We start from the raw sequence: 15,662 nt of genomic DNA on the forward strand, positions 1-15,662 counted from the left end.
GTGGCAGAGTGGTTGCCTGTCCGCCTCTGGCGGAAATGCAGCGGTCTTGAAAACTTGCTCTTTTATAGATTTATTTACGGAGAGGTGGCAGAGTGGTTGAATGCGGCGGTCTTGAAAACCGTTGTCCGTGTAACGCGGACCGGGGGTTCGAATCCCTCCCTCTCCGCCAATCTAAGACAAAACTTCGAATGGCAGCCTAATACACTAAAGCTTTGAGGTTCAGACTCAATAATCAAATTTTTTATCATTCCTTCCTTTTTTCTATCATCTACAAAATATTTTCAAAGCAATTTTTATCAATTAAACTTTTCTTATCTTTATAAAAGTCGATAACAATTTTTAGAAAAGATGTATATACTTGGTATATCAGCTTATTATCACGACAGTGCAGCATGCATAATTAAAGATGGAGAAATTATTGCTGCTGCTCAAGAAGAAAGATTTACAAGGAAAAAACACGACCACAGATTTCCAATTAATGCAATAAATTTTTGCATTTCTTCTTCGGGAATAAATGTCAATGAATTATCTTATGTTGCATTTTATGATAAACCTTTTCTAAAGTTTGAAAGACTGCTCGAAACTTACATCACTTTTGCACCCAAAGGATTAAAATCTTTTCTTAAAGCAATGCCGTTGTGGATAAAAGAAAAGTTATGGATTAAAGAATTAATCAAAAAAGAAATTAACTTTGATGGAGAAGTTATTTTTCCTGAACATCATGAATCTCATGCTGCATCTGCATTCTTTCCATCCCCATTTGATGAAGCTGCTTTTCTAACTCTTGATGGTGTTGGAGAATGGACAACAACAAGTTACGGCATTGGTCAAGGGAATAAAATTCAAATTCTTGCAGACATTAAATTCCCTCATTCACTTGGACTTCTTTATTCTGCATTTACATATTACACTGGTTTCAAAGTAAATTCTGGTGAATATAAAGTAATGGGATTAGCTCCATATGGCGAACCAAAATATGTAAAATTAATTTATGATAATCTGATTGATGTAAAAGAAGATGGTTCGTTCAAATTAAATATGGAATATTTTGATTACTGCACAGGTTTAACAATGACAAATGAAAAATTTCATAAATTATTTGGAGGTAAACCAAGAAAGCCAGAAACAAAATTAACTCAAAGAGAGATGGATCTTGCCGCTTCTATTCAAGTTGTTACTGAAGAAGTTATATTAAAAATGGTTAAGCATATTAAAAAAGAAACAAACATGAAATATCTTTGTCTTGCCGGCGGTGTTGCACTTAACTGTGTTGCTAATGGAAAAATATTAAGAGAAAATTTATTTGAAGATATATGGATACAGCCAGCTGCTGGAGATGCAGGAGGTTCGTTGGGTGCTGCTCTTTTTACATGGTATCAATATCTTGATAATAAAAGAATTGCAGATAAAAGCGATAAACAAAAAGGTTCTTTCCTTGGACCTGTTTATGACAATGGATACATAGAAGAATTCTTAAATAAAAACAAAATTCCTTATAAAAAAATAAATCAAGAAGAAATTGCAAAGACAGCAGCCGAGCTAATAGCAAAAGGGAATGTTGTAGGATGGTTTCAAGGAAGAATGGAATTTGGACCAAGAGCACTTGGCGCTCGTTCAATCTTAGGAGATGCAAGAATTCCTGATATGCAGAAAAAAATGAATCTGAAAATAAAATTCAGAGAAAGCTTTAGACCATTTGCTCCTTCTGTTCTTGAAGAAAAAGTTTCTGAATATTTTAATCTTGATAGACCAAGTCCGTATATGCTGCTTGTTGCTGATGTAAAGGAAGAAAGAAGAAAAGAGATGACAGAAGAACAAAAAAAATTATTTGGAATTGATAAACTCAATGTAGTAAGGTCGGATATTCCTGCTGTAACTCATGTTGATTATTCTGCAAGAATACAAACAGTAAACAAAGAAACTAATCCTCTTTATTATGAATTAATCAAAGAATATGAAAGATTGACTGGTTGCAGTGTAATCGTCAATACATCATTTAATGTAAGAGGAGAACCAATTGTCTGCAAACCAGAAGAAGCTTATATTTGTTTTATGAGGACAGACATGGATTATCTGATAATGAGCAATTACATATTAGACAAAAAAGAACAAAAGCAGCTTTCAGAGGATATTGACTGGAAAAAAGAATTTGAACTGGATTGATTATGATAATCGAAGAAATTAAAAATATTGACTTAAGCAAAAATGCATTAAAAAAATTTGGCTTAACCTTTACAGTAATTTCATTTTTAATCAGCATAATTCTTTTTCTAAATCATTCAAAATTATTCTTCTACTTTATTATTACAGGAATTTTGCTATTAATAATTTCTCTTTTTATTCCTGAGATTTTAAAACATATTTATAAAATCTGGATGACTCTTGCTTTAATATTAGGAATAATAACAACCAACATTATATTGACACTTCTTTTTTATTTAATAATTTTACCTATAGGATTAATTATCAAACTAAGCGGCAAAGACCTTCTTGATCTTAAATTTAATAAAGAAAGTTTAACTTATTGGAATTACAGAAAGAATAAAGAATACAAAAGAGAATATTCAGAAAAACAATTTTAAAGAGGCATCTATGAGCAAAATATCTATAATGAAAGAATTATGGATTTTTCTTAGAGAAAGAAAAAAATGGTGGCTTATGCCAATTGTAATATTTTTAATAATAATTGGCGGATTAATTATACTAACTCAGGGCTCTGCATTAGCTCCATTTATTTATGCAATTTTTTAATCATAAATGTGAGGCTGTCTATCTTCAAAATTTTATTTGGTTAGTCCATTAAATCTGTGTTTTTATGTATACTATTAAAAAAACATAAATTCGAACAGCCTCACAAATCTTCCGAGAAACATCAAACTTACTCTTTAATTTGCTGCAAATGGTTTTCTGCATCTACATCATAAACAAACATCGTAAGAGCAGCAGCAATAATCATTGAAATACCACCAAGCACAAGAGCATAAATTGCTTCGCCTTTGAATAAAGTTCTTACAAAGAATCCCAGAATTGCAGCAGCAGTAATTTGAGGAATTACAATAAAGAAATTAAAAATCCCCATGTACACTCCCATTTTCTTTGGAGGAAGTGAACCAGTTAAGATTGCATACGGCATTGCTAATATTGACGCCCATGCTAATCCAATTCCAAGTTCTGAAATCAACAACATTTTTGGATCTTTAATAAAATAAAAAGAGAGTAAACCCAAACCACCACAAATTAAGCTTATTGAATGAACAGTTTTACGACTTGTTTTCTTTGCTAAAGCAATTAATAAAAAAGCCATCACCGCTGCAAATCCATTATAAACAGACATTAAAACACCAACCCAGTTAGCCCCTTCATTGTAGAGAGATGAGGTTGTATCAGTTGCACCATAAATATGATGAGTTACTGCCGGAGTTGTATAAATCCACATTGCAAATAAAGCAAACCAAGAATAGAATTGAACAAATGCTAATTGTATCATTGTTCTTGGCATGTTATACAAATCATTAATAATCACAACAAGTCCATTTGACTTTTTCTTATTTACAAAAAAACTAACCAAAAGCTGCAGCAATCCAAAAGTAAAAATTCCTGAAAAGAATATTGCAAGTCCATAATCCATGTAAATAAAAAATTTGAACACAATAAAAAGTATTAATCCAGCTGCAGACCATTTTATTCCGTTGTTAAAAAATTTTTTGTGTTCTATTAAATCATCATTAGAATTATCACTTGAAGAAGCAGCATTTAATTTTGATTGAGAAAATTTTTCGAGCTCTTCTGGAGAATATTCTTTAGATTTTAGAACTGTCCATAGTACTGCAAGAAAAAAAACAATTCCACCGATGTAAAATGAAAATTTAACGCTATCAGGAATTTGACCTGGAGGGGCTGTGTTTTTAATTCCTAAAAAATTTGTCATAAAATAAGGGAGAGCCGAAGCTATGACTGCACCGGTTCCAATAAAAAAGCTTTGCATGGAAAAGCCAAGAGTTCTTTGAGATGAAGGAAGCATATCTCCAACAAAAGCTCTAAAAGGTTCCATCGAGATATTTATGGATGCATCCATTATCCAGAGCATACCTGCAGCAACCCACAAAGCTGGAGAATTGGGCATAATCATTAATGCAATTGATGCAAGAATTGCTCCTGTCAGAAAATAAGGTTTCCTTCTTCCCAATCTATTCCATGTATTATCACTCATGTGACCAATAATTGGCTGAACAATTAAACCAGTAACAGGTGCAGCAATCCAAAGTATTGGAATATCATCAATGTTTGCACCAAGGGTTTCAAATATTCGGCTTACATTTGCATTTTGAAGTGCAAATCCAAATTGAATTCCAAGAAATCCGAAACTCATATTCCAGATTTGCCAGAAGCTTAAGCGGGGTTTTTCCATAAAATTTTCCTTATTTATTTGACCTTAATTAAAATAATATATTCCCAAGGCTGTAAGTTAAATTCTTGATTGGATTTAATTTTCACTACTTCATTAGTAAAATAATTTTTATATGTTCCTTTTAGTTCTCCAAAATTAACTAATGCATTTTGATTTTGTGATGAAAAATTAAAAACAGCTATCACATTATTTTCTTTTTTAGAACGACAAAAAGTTAAAACATTATCTTCATTATCATTCTTTATTAATTTTATCTTTCCTCCATATTTACCATTCCACAATGCTTTATTTTCTTTCTTTAATTTTATTAAATCAGAAAAGAATTTTTCATACTTAAGGTCATTCCAATAAATTGTATCTTTATCAAAAAAACGAAGTCTTTTATTCAAACCAGCTTCCTGTCCACTATAAATAAGAGGAATTCCTTTTGTAACAAAAACAAAAGTGTTAAATGCATCTACTGCATTTCCCAATCTTTCAAATACAGTTCCGCTCCATGAATTTTCATCGTGATTTGTAGTAAAGTTTAATCGATATCCTTTCTCTGGATAATTCTTTTTTTCTTCTTTGATATGATTAATCAATGCTCGTGCATTTAATTTCCCTTTTGCTATATCATTCATTATATCTTTTAGTTGCCAGTTATAAGTTGCATCAAATGCTTTGTGAAGATATGGTTCACTTGCTTCTGCAAGCATAAAGAGAGGTTTAATTTTCTGAAGTTTTGTTCTTGCTTCAATCCAGAATTCTAAAGGAACCCCATTTGCATAATCACATCTGAAACCATCAATGTTAAATTCTTTTACCCAGTATTCCATTGCATCAATCATTTTATTCCATAAGTCTCTATTATCATAATTAAGTTCAATTACATCACTCCAATCAGGAACAGGAGGATAAAATTCACCTTTCTCGTTTTTGCTGAAAAATTCCGGATTTGTTTTTGTCCATACATTATCCCATGAAGTATGATTACCAACCCAATCAAGCATAACATACATTCCTTGCTGATGAATTTTTTCTACCAGTTCTTTAAAATCTTTTTCAGTTCCAAATTCAGGATTAATTGCTTTATAATCTTTAATCGAATAATAACTTCCGAGTGAACCTTTTCTGTTCTGCTCGCCAATTGGATGAATCGGCATAAACCATAAAATATCAATTCCCATCTTTTTCAATCTTGGCAAATGTTTTTCGAATGCTTTGAATGTTCCTTCTGGAGTAAACTGTCTAACATTTACTTCATAAATAACTGCATTCTTTGTCCATGCTGGAGGATTGAAAAGGCTTTTATCAAGCTGCTTCTTTTCTTTTGGAAAAGAATCGACAAAGAGAAATAAAACCAATATATAAACAAGGTAATTGAAGTAATTATTTTTTTTAGAGATGAAAAACATAAACTCTCCTTTTTAATTTATGAAAAACTACACTAAATTTTTTTAGTGAACAAATTTAATTTCATAATGCTGAATTAATTAATGATTATATTTGGAAATAAAGAATAAAAATTATGAGGATTATATGAAATACAATCGTTCGGCTGGAATTTTACTGCATCCCACATCATTGCCGTCAAGATATGGAATTGGAGATTTTGGATATGATGCTTATCGCTTTGTTGATTTTCTTGAAGAAACAAAACAAACATTGTGGCAAATTCTGCCTTTAGGTCCAACTGGTTATGGCAATTCACCATATCAATGTTTTTCTGCATTTGCTGGTAATCCTTTGTTGATTAGTCCAGATAAATTAAAAGAAGAAAATTTACTTGAAGATAATGATTTAGAAAATCCTCCATCATCAAATCCAAATCAAATAGATTTTGGTGAAATTATTAATTATAAATATTCTTTATTGAGGAAAGCTTTTAACAATTTTATAAAAAGAGAAGCATCAGAAGATTTTATAAAATTCAAAGAAGAAAATGAATTTTGGTTGGAAGATTTTGCATTATTCATGGCACTTAAAAATTATCACAATGGAAATGTTTGGTCAAAATGGGAAAAGGAAATTGCTTTTAGAAAAAAAGATGCACTGAAAAAATGGAAAGAAAAATTAAATGATGAAATTCGGTTTCATGAATTTATTCAGCTTACATTTTTCAAGCAGTGGAAAGAACTTAAAAATTATGCCAACAATAAGAATATTAAAATCATTGGCGATGTTCCAATTTATATAGCATACGACAGTGCAGATTTATGGTCAAACAGAAATTTATTTACCGTTGATGATGAAGGCAACTTAGAATTTGTTGCAGGTGTTCCGCCTGATTATTTCAGCAAAACAGGTCAACTGTGGGGAAATCCACTTTACAAATGGGATGTAATGGAAAAAACAAATTTTGACTGGTGGGTAAAAAGATTTTCAAAAATATTTGAACTGGTTGATATTGTAAGAATTGACCACTTCAGAGGTTTTGAAGCATATTACAAAATTCCAGGGGATGCTAAAACTGCAGAACATGGAGAGTGGGTTAAAGCACCGGGCGAAAAATTATTTAAGACAATCATTAAAAAACTTGGCGATGTCCCAATTCTTGCAGAAGACTTAGGTGTGATAACAAAAGAAGTAAATGAATTAAGAATGAAATTTAATTTCCCCGGCATGAAAATATTGCAGTTTGCATTTGGAAAAACAGGCGAACGAAGATTTCTTCCACATAATCATGAAAAAAACTGTGTGGTCTATACTGGCTCACACGATAACGATACAACTCGTGGATTCTTCAGAAAAGAAAAAGAACTTGATTCTGATGTATTCAAACATGCACAATTTTATATGAATTACTACGGCGATGATATGTGCACAGCATTGATAAGGTTAGCATATTCTTCGGTTGCAGATATTGTAGTAATACCAATGCAGGATATTTTGAATCTTGACAGCGATGCACGAATGAACTTCCCCGGAAAACCTGACGGCAATTGGTGTTGGAGATTCACATGGGATCAAATTAATGATGAAATAAAAAATAAAATTGTAAAACTCATTTTGCTTTATGAAAGATATCCAAATGAAAATGAATATTCACGTGTAGTTTTCTAACTTAAAAAATTATTTGCCTACAACTTTTAATAAATCACCGTATAAAACTTGTGCACCGGGATATCTTGAATCTAATTTAAGCAGCTTCTTAATTGTTGTTAAAGCTTTGTTATATTCTTTGTTTAATGCATAAGCACCTGAAAGATTATAAATTACTTGAGTGTCAGTGCTGTCATACATAAATGATTCCTCAAGTAATTCTATTGCAGGAAGTATATTGCCGGAATTTAATTCAATTTGTCCAAGCCATTTTGCTGAAAAAGCATTTGGTTTAACTTTATATTCAGCCATTAAAACTTTGTAAGCATTTTTATAATCCTGCTTCTTAAGATAATTGACAGCCATAATTTCAAGCTGATTAAAATTTTCTTTAATGAATGGATATTGATAAATCAAAGCTGATATATGATTTAAAAATCCGTCAAGATTATTTTTTCTCAAATAAATATTTGCTGCATATTCATGTGCCTGCATCCATCTAAATTTATAATCAAGATATTCAATTGCTATGGTATCGATAAATGTTTTGGGTTTACATATTTCTTCAGCAGTTTTTTTATTTGCAGGATTTGTAAAGGGCCAATCATTTTTTAACAACTTTATTCTGAAATCTGCAATTGTTGAATCAAGTTGTGAAATTATAAAATTGGAAATTGTAATACTATCCTGAATTTCATACTCATATTTCGGTTTTAAATCAGATGGCAAATATTTCATCTCATTCATTTTTTCATAAAAAAGTTTTCCTATTAATTGATAACCTCTTAAAGTTGGATGAAGATGGTCTGTCATTAAATTATTTCCAATTATATGATTTGGACTGATAGAAGAAAAAAATGCATCAACATCGATGTATGGAATATTATAAATTTTAGAAAGCTTACGAATTATAGAATTAATTTCCTCGGGTGCTCTAAATCTTAATCCATCCAAATCTTTTGCAAATCTAAAAAGTGAATCTGCTTTTTTGAAATTTCCTTGATTATAAAAATGAATTGCTTCGTCATAAACATTTTGAGCTGAATAGTTTTTATATTTTGTTGATACAAAGGGCGGCTGGTCTTTTATGTTGCTTGCTACAGTTGAAATTATAACTGGGATTTTTGCTTCGTTAAGTTTTTTTAATACATCACTAATGTTTTCTTCAAATTGTTTTAATCCCAATTTATAAGCATCGGAATTAAATGCAATATATTTTTCTTTTGCCATTCTCGACATCAATGTTCCGGAGGAATATGGATTTTCTGGTTTTGCAATTAACGAAGAAAACCATTTTAGAATATTTTTTATTAATTGAGTTGTCTTAAACCTGTTCAAATAGAGCATTGCATTAATAATTTCTCTTGAACCTGTTCCTGTTTCTAAAGAGCCCACACCAAGAGCACCGTAATACTCATTATGCCCAGCATAAATTAAAATCAAATCGGGTTTTTGTTTAATTACCTCTGGAATGAAATCTCTTATTGTAAAACTATTAGTTGCAGTTAGACTAAGATTAACAACTTCAATTTTTTTATGAGGATAGTTTAATTCGAGTCTTCTTCTAATATATCTTGAAAAAGAGCCCATTGGCATATAAGGATAACCTGCAGCACTACTGCCTCCAAGGACAAAAATTCTAAAAGCATTTTTATCTTTGACTTCATCAAACACATCTTCAATTGAAGAAGGAGTATTTTTAACATTAGAAAAATATCTTCGTGCAACATCTGGATTAAGCATCAACTTTCCATCTACTACTTCCTGCCACATACTTAAATCGTAACCATAATTAAATAGTCTTAAGCATAATTCTAAAGCAATAAAAAACAGGAAAGGGATAGAAATCATAATTAAATAAAAATAGAATGGATTTTTTGAGAGAGGTTTCTCAATTAAATCTGATTTTTCCTTTTTTATTTTTTTTCTTTCTTCAGTCATTAATAATATCAGCAGAAAATAAAATCATCCAAGTTTAGCTAAAATTAAATCTGCTAAAATTCTTGCACTTTCTTTTAATTCATAATCGCTTTTTACAGATGATTGGCTTTCAACTTCTTTTTTATCTTTAATATCAATGCCTAATATTTTAGCTCTTTCTTCTTCTTTTTTCTTTTTTCGCTCTTCGGCTTTATTTCTTTCTTCTCTTCTTATTGTTTCATTCAAAGAGAAAACTTTTTTTTCTCTGTTTTCTTTGAATTCTTCTATATCATCAAGTAGCAGTTGAAATTCGGGGTCTTTTTTTGTTCGTTCTTCATGTTTTTTAATTAGAAGAGAAATAAATTTTGAAAGGTCGCCGTATTTTTCATACTGCGCAGGTTGAATTTGGTCCCAGGGCAATGCACTTGGTTGAGAACTTTCTCCAAATTCTTCGGATGAATAAGGAGATGGAAAAGCAATATCAGGTTGAACACCTTTATGCTGAGTGCTGCTACCAGTAATTCTATAAAATTTTGCGATTGTAAGTTTTAGTTGACCAAGTTTTTTGTTCGCAATTGGAATATGTCTGTTCAAATCAAGAAGATTTTGAACAGTGCCTTTTCCATAAGTATTTTCTCCAATAACAATTCCTCTACCATAATCTTGAATTGCAGCAGAAAAAATTTCGGAAGCTGATGCACTAAATCGATTTACAAGAACTGCAAGAGGACCATCATAATAAATTTCCGGGTCAGGGTCTCTATCAACTTCAATTATATTCATCATATTTTTTACCTGAACAACAGGTCCTTCTTTTATGAACAAACCTGTAAGCTGAATAGCTTCTTGAAGTGAACCACCGCCGTTGTTTCTTAAGTCAATAACTACGCCATCAACTTTTTCTTGTTTGAATTTTTTTAGAATTTCTTTTACATCTCTTGTTGTGCTTTTATAATCAGGTTTGCCTTTCTGCTGAGCTTCAAAGTCTGTATAAAATGATGGAAGTTTTATAACTCCAATTTTAAAATTGTAACCTTCATGTTGAATATTCATAATTTCACTTTTGGCTGCCTGTTCTTCGAGTTTAACTTCGTCACGAACAATCTTTATTTCAGTTGGAATTGCATTAGGTCCATCACTTGCTTTGAGAATTAAAAGACGAACAACAGTTCCCTTTTTTCCTCTGATTAGTTGAATCACATCATCGAGCCTCCAGCCGATTACATCAACCATTTCGCCGTCTTCACCCTGAGCAACTCCAACAATTTTATCCTCTTCGTGAAGCAAACCACTTTTTGCTGCCGGTCCTCCAGGCACTATTCCAGCTACTACAGTATAATCATTATCTTGACGCAATGTAGCACCAATGCCCTCGAGAGAAAGTTTCATGCTTATGCTGAAATTTTCTGATGCAGCAGGTGATAAATAATCTGTATGAGGGTCATAAATCTGAGTAACTGAATTCATGAACAGAGAAAAAACATCTTCGGCTTCGTACTGCAAAATAATTTTATGATAATTTTGATAACGCTTGAGCAAAACATCTGCAGCTCCTTTCCAATCTTTTCCGGAAAGAATAAGATTAAGTGCATCATTTTTTAATCTCAATCTCCAGATTTCATCGAGTTCCTCTTTTGATTTAGCCCAATCAGCTTTTTCTCTATCTGGTGAAAATGATTCGTCAGTTGAAAAATCAAATTCAGTTTGAAGACATTTTTTAATAAAATTAATTCTTTCGCCTAATCTTTTTTTATAAACATTAAAGATTTCAAAAGGAACAGTTAAATCACCATTGTTTAAGAAATCGTCAAATTGATAACGATATTTTTCAAATGATTCAATATCGGACTTCAAAAAATATGATTTAGAGTTATCAAGATTTTTAATGTATTCATCAAAGATTGCCGATGATAATGAATCATTCAACTTCTGTTTTTTATAATGATAATTTGAGAGAATTTGAACAATAACCTGGTCAATTCTTTTATAAATTTCATCTGGTAATATTACTTTAGAAGAATCTATTGTATGGTCTTTTTTCAATACCTCTAAAGTATTTTGAGCAAAGCAAATGTTAAGTGTCAAGAAAGCTAAAATAGCGATTAAGATTTTTTTCATGTCATTCCTTTTCTAAATTTGAATTCTCATACACTAAGATAATAGTTTTGTTTCAAAAAAATTTCTCTTTATCAGGATTAATTTCAGAAAAGTTTAGTCTACATAAAGATAGCGCTTGATTTTTTGAGTTGGTGTTTTCTCGAAAGGTTCTCTTTGTTCAATCACTTTTGAAAGTCTTGAAAAAGTATTTACTCTTTCATTAACCTGATTCAATAAATCTGATAAAATTTTATTTATGATTTCACGGGCAGATGATTCATTCAATTTCTGTATCTTAAATTCATTATCTATTTCATCATAATTAAGATAAACTCTTGCTATCAATTGACCATTTCTTTCATGAACCAGCGATTCAAGAACATATTTGGATTCATTGATAATTGATTCAATTTCTTCTGGATAAATATTTTTTCCATTAGAACCAATTATAACATTTTTTAATCTTCCTTTAATAAAAAGATATCCATCTTTATCAATAAAACCCAAATCGCCGCTTTTGAACCAGCCGTCATCTGTAAATGTGTTTTTTGTACGTTCAGGGTCTTTGTAATAACCTTTCATAACATTTGGACCTTTAATCAAAACCTCACCTTCACCATTAACAGGGTCGGGATTATCAATTTTCACTTTTACTGAAGGCAATGGTTTTCCTGCAGAACGAAATCTTACTTCTTTTGGATTTGTTCCAGTTGCAAGTGGAGAAGTTTCTGTTAATCCATAACCAACTGCATAAGGAAATTCTGCTTCTTTCAAAAACAACTCTACATCAGCTGATAAAGGTGCGCCGCCAAGACATAACATTTTCAACTCGCCGCCGAATGTATGCATTAATTTTTTGCCGGCTATTTTATTCAATTTTTTTCTGATGTATGGAATTTTATATAAGCTTCTTAAAATTATTTTTTTATTAATCTCAGGCAGGACTTTCAACTTATAAATTTTTTCAATTATTAAAGGAACAGCAAGAATTATTGTAGGTTTTACTTTTGATAATGCTGGAAGCAAAACAGCTGCAGTTGGAGGTTTGTTCAAGTAAGTAATAGATGCTCCTGCAAGAATTGGCGTAACCAATCCAAGAGTTGATTCAATTGTATGAAACAAAGGCAGAATTGATAAAAGCCTATCTTCCGGTTTAACATCAACAATTTTTAATGTGTCAATAGCATTCGACACAACATTTTTATGTGTCAAAACTACACCTTTAGAATGACCTGTGGTTCCAGAAGTATAAAGAATTAAAGCTGGGGTTTCTTCTTCAACTTCATCTGGAAAAATTCCAACAAGTTTAAGAGCAGCTTCTTTAATTTTTGCAAATTCTTTTTTACCGCTTGAAATTAGTTCTTTCAATAAATCATTTTTAATCTGAAAAGGAATGATTGAAAAATCATCAAGTAAAATTTGTAACTGAATATTCCCGTCTTTGAAGTCCTCAATTTTGCTGAATTGTTTTGCAGAAACAAAAATTGCTTTGCTTTCTGAATGACGCAAAACATGATGAACTTCTGATACACTAAATTCGGTCATGATAGGAACAGCAATGGCACCCATCGTTGTAATCGCAAAATATGCTATTGCCCAGTTAGGCTGGTTTTCGCTCAATATAGCTACTTTATCACCAGCAATTATTCCTTCGCTTTTTAAAAATGCAGATACCGATTCAATTTTATTTTTGAATTCTCTGTAAGTTAAAGGCTGAGAATCAATAAAAGAAACTGCAGGTCTTTCAGAATATTTTTCTGCGCTGTTCCTAAGTAAATGAAGTAATGTTAGTTTTTTCAGCTCTTGCAATGTATTATCTTGTTTTTGGTATTAAATTATAATCTCCATTTGTTAAGAGCAAGAGTAAAATTAAGGAATAATATCATTTAGAAGAAAACTTTTTATACTGGATCTATATGAACAAAAACTTTTTGAACCTCATCAATTTCTTCGAGGACATAACGGACACGGTTGCCAATATCATGAGAGAGTGATGTTGGAATATTTTTATCGACTTCGATATGAATTTCAATATGAAATTTATTACCAACATAATGCGAGCGCAAATCATTAATTCCTTTTACTCCGTCAATACTCATAGTCATACTTTTAACTTTTTCAACAAATTCACTGCTTGCAGACCTGCCCATAAGGTAATCAATATTTTCTCTTCCTACTTCGTAACCGGATTTAAAGATAAACAAAGCTACCATAATGCCTGCAATGCTGTCAAAATAATTCAGATTGTAACTTGCACCAAAAACTCCAAGCAATGCAATTGAAGAGGCAAGAACATCATTAATGCTGTCAACTGATGCAGCTTTGATTGCGGGGCTGTTAAATTTTTTACTTACTTTTATCTGATATCGATTCAAAATAATTTTAGTAATTATCGTAATTATCAAAACAACATATACTTCAGGGATTGCGTGAATATTTTGTGGTTCAATTAATCTTTTAATTGATTCTTCAACAATATTTATTCCTACTACAAATGCAAACACAGAAAGAATAAATGCAGCTATTGGTTGTGCAGCATTATGACCAAATTGATGTTTTTGGTCTGGTTTATCGCGTGAAATTTTTACTGCTACTTTAATACCAATTGATACAAGAATATCAGTAAATGAATTTAATGCTTCTGATATAACTGCTATCGAATTAGATAGAATTCCGACTGTTGCTTTAATTACAAACAGAAAAATGTTAATGCCAAGTGCAATATCAGTTGCACGCTTTAGTTGTTGAGACATAGAAGTTTAGTATTTCTCTGTTATTACGATTTCTCTTCCCATATTTGAGCTAATGTAACAATCATTTTAACAGCTGCTTGCATATCCTGAACTGCTACAAATTCAGTGTAAGCATGAAAATTATGCCCGCCTGCAAATAAGTTTGGAGTTGGGAGTCCCATGTAACATAATCGCGAACCATCAGTGCCGCCGCGTATTGAAGATTTAATTGGTTTTATCCCAAGCCGCTCTAATGCTTCAACTGCATAAGCTTCAACTTGTGGATGTTGGTCAAGAACATATTTCATATTGCGGTATTGTTCAATCACTTCAAAGTCAAAAGATGAACCCGGGAAATTTGCAACTGCTTTGTTACATAAGTCTTTTAGAAGTTCTTCATACTCTTTTAACTTTTCTGCATCAAAATCTCGAACAATAAATTTAATTGTAGTTTGAGTTTCATTTCCATTAATGGATGTTGGATGAACGTAGCCTTCTCGTTTTTCTGTTGTTTCAGGTGAAAGAGAATCTTTTGGCAATAATTCTAAAAACTTTGCAGCAATTTTTATTGAATTAATCATTTTCCCTTTTGCATAACCTGGATGAACATTCTTGCCATTAAATTTAATTACAACTGCATCAGCACTAAATGTTTCTATTTCAACTTCCCCTCTGGTTCCTCCATCAATTGTGTAGGCATATTTTGCACCGAATTTTTTTACATCAAATTTTTCTGTGCCGCGTCCGACTTCTTCGTCAGGTGTAAAACAAACTCGAATTTTTCCATGCTTAATTTCTGGATGAGTAATTAAATAATTCATTGCATCAATTATTTCAGCTATTCCTGCTTTATCATCTGCTCCAAGTAAAGTTGTTCCATCACTTGTTACAATATCATATCCTATCATTTCTTTAAGAACAGGATTACTTTCAACATCTATTACTTTTGTATTATCAGCCGGCAAAATAATATCTCCTCCCTGATAATTTTTATGAATGACAGGATTTACGTTTTTCCCGCTTACAGCTGGAGAAGTATCGACGTGTGCTATAAATCCAATTACAGGAACATCTTTGCTGCTGTTCGAAGGAAGAGTAGCCATAACATATCCGTATTCATCCATTTCAACATCCTGCATCCCAATTTCTTTTAGTTCTTCAACTAAAAGTTTAGAGAGTTCAAGCTGTTTTGGGTCGCTCGGAAATGTTTTTGAATCTTCATCAGAAGTAGTTTCTATTTTAACATATCTCAAGAAACGTTCTAATACTGTAAAATTATAATTATCATCAAACATAAAAACCTCTTTAAGAATTTTATTTGTAATTGAAAGTTAATAGAAAATGAAGATGAGTTTCAAGAAAAGATTATCAAAATTGCAGGGTTGAATGATAGCATAATTGCAAGATAACAAGATTACAAAATTGTACCAGTAGCATTGAGCTTATGTAAAAAGTATCTTGCTAATAAATAACTCACCCTT

Annotated in this window: 11 protein-coding genes and 1 tRNA gene; 5 read left to right on the top strand and 7 right to left on the bottom strand. The window is 31.4% G+C overall.

Annotated elements, in window-relative coordinates:
* Positions 1 to 78 precede the first annotated feature (78 nt).
* The 4 genes from AC27L2_RS09390 to AC27L2_RS09405 all read left to right on the top strand — a co-directional run bounded on the left by AC27L2_RS09390 (position 79) and on the right by AC27L2_RS09405 (position 2,751).
* A tRNA-Ser gene (locus tag AC27L2_RS09390) sits at positions 79 to 169 on the top strand.
* A 179-nt stretch (positions 170 to 348) separates the two neighbouring features.
* The gene (locus AC27L2_RS09395) at positions 349 to 2,163 is read left to right on the top strand and encodes a carbamoyltransferase family protein (protein ID WP_487211510.1); all 1,815 of its coding nucleotides are present in this window, start codon (positions 349 to 351) and stop codon (positions 2,161 to 2,163) included.
* 2 nt (positions 2,164 to 2,165) lie between these two features.
* Complete coding sequence (locus AC27L2_RS09400; protein ID WP_487211511.1) at positions 2,166 to 2,582, top strand: SxtJ family membrane protein; 417 nt, start codon at positions 2,166 to 2,168, stop codon at positions 2,580 to 2,582.
* A 10-nt stretch (positions 2,583 to 2,592) separates the two neighbouring features.
* A complete protein-coding gene (locus AC27L2_RS09405; protein ID WP_487211512.1) occupies positions 2,593 to 2,751 on the top strand; it encodes a DUF5989 family protein in 159 nt (52 codons plus the stop codon).
* A gap of 127 nt (positions 2,752 to 2,878) precedes the next feature.
* Here the strand turns inward: AC27L2_RS09405 and AC27L2_RS09410 are convergent, their stop codons facing one another.
* Positions 2,879 to 4,408 (bottom strand): MFS transporter, encoded by a 1,530-nt coding sequence (locus tag AC27L2_RS09410; RefSeq protein WP_487211513.1) that lies wholly within the window; start codon positions 4,406 to 4,408, stop codon positions 2,879 to 2,881.
* Between the two features lie 14 nt (positions 4,409 to 4,422).
* On the bottom strand, positions 4,423 to 5,805 hold the full coding sequence (locus tag AC27L2_RS09415) for an alpha-amylase family glycosyl hydrolase (protein WP_487211514.1): 1,383 nt from the start codon (positions 5,803 to 5,805) through the stop codon (positions 4,423 to 4,425).
* Between the two features lie 124 nt (positions 5,806 to 5,929).
* Between AC27L2_RS09415 and malQ the strand changes: the two genes are divergently transcribed.
* Positions 5,930 to 7,453, top strand: coding sequence for a 4-alpha-glucanotransferase (malQ, locus tag AC27L2_RS09420; RefSeq protein WP_487211515.1), 1,524 nt, complete (start codon positions 5,930 to 5,932; stop codon positions 7,451 to 7,453).
* 9 nt (positions 7,454 to 7,462) lie between these two features.
* On the opposite strand, the gene AC27L2_RS09425 is transcribed toward malQ, so the two are convergent.
* The 5 genes from AC27L2_RS09425 to pepT all read right to left on the bottom strand — a co-directional run bounded on the left by AC27L2_RS09425 (position 7,463) and on the right by pepT (position 15,476).
* Positions 7,463 to 9,373, bottom strand: coding sequence for an SGNH/GDSL hydrolase family protein (locus AC27L2_RS09425; RefSeq protein WP_487211516.1), 1,911 nt, complete (start codon positions 9,371 to 9,373; stop codon positions 7,463 to 7,465).
* A 24-nt stretch (positions 9,374 to 9,397) separates the two neighbouring features.
* Positions 9,398 to 11,470, bottom strand: coding sequence for a carboxy terminal-processing peptidase (locus tag AC27L2_RS09430; protein WP_487211517.1), 2,073 nt, complete (start codon positions 11,468 to 11,470; stop codon positions 9,398 to 9,400).
* A gap of 93 nt (positions 11,471 to 11,563) precedes the next feature.
* Positions 11,564 to 13,258, bottom strand: a complete 1,695-nt coding sequence (locus AC27L2_RS09435; protein ID WP_487211518.1) for an AMP-binding protein — start codon at positions 13,256 to 13,258, stop codon at positions 11,564 to 11,566.
* A gap of 92 nt (positions 13,259 to 13,350) precedes the next feature.
* The gene (locus tag AC27L2_RS09440) at positions 13,351 to 14,202 is read right to left on the bottom strand and encodes a cation diffusion facilitator family transporter (protein ID WP_487211519.1); all 852 of its coding nucleotides are present in this window, start codon (positions 14,200 to 14,202) and stop codon (positions 13,351 to 13,353) included.
* Positions 14,203 to 14,225: 23 nt separating this feature from the next.
* Positions 14,226 to 15,476 (bottom strand): peptidase T, encoded by a 1,251-nt coding sequence (gene pepT / locus AC27L2_RS09445; RefSeq protein WP_487211520.1) that lies wholly within the window; start codon positions 15,474 to 15,476, stop codon positions 14,226 to 14,228.
* Positions 15,477 to 15,662 lie beyond the last annotated feature (186 nt).

The sequence above is a fragment of the Rosettibacter sp. KY25 genome (assembly GCF_057554405.1).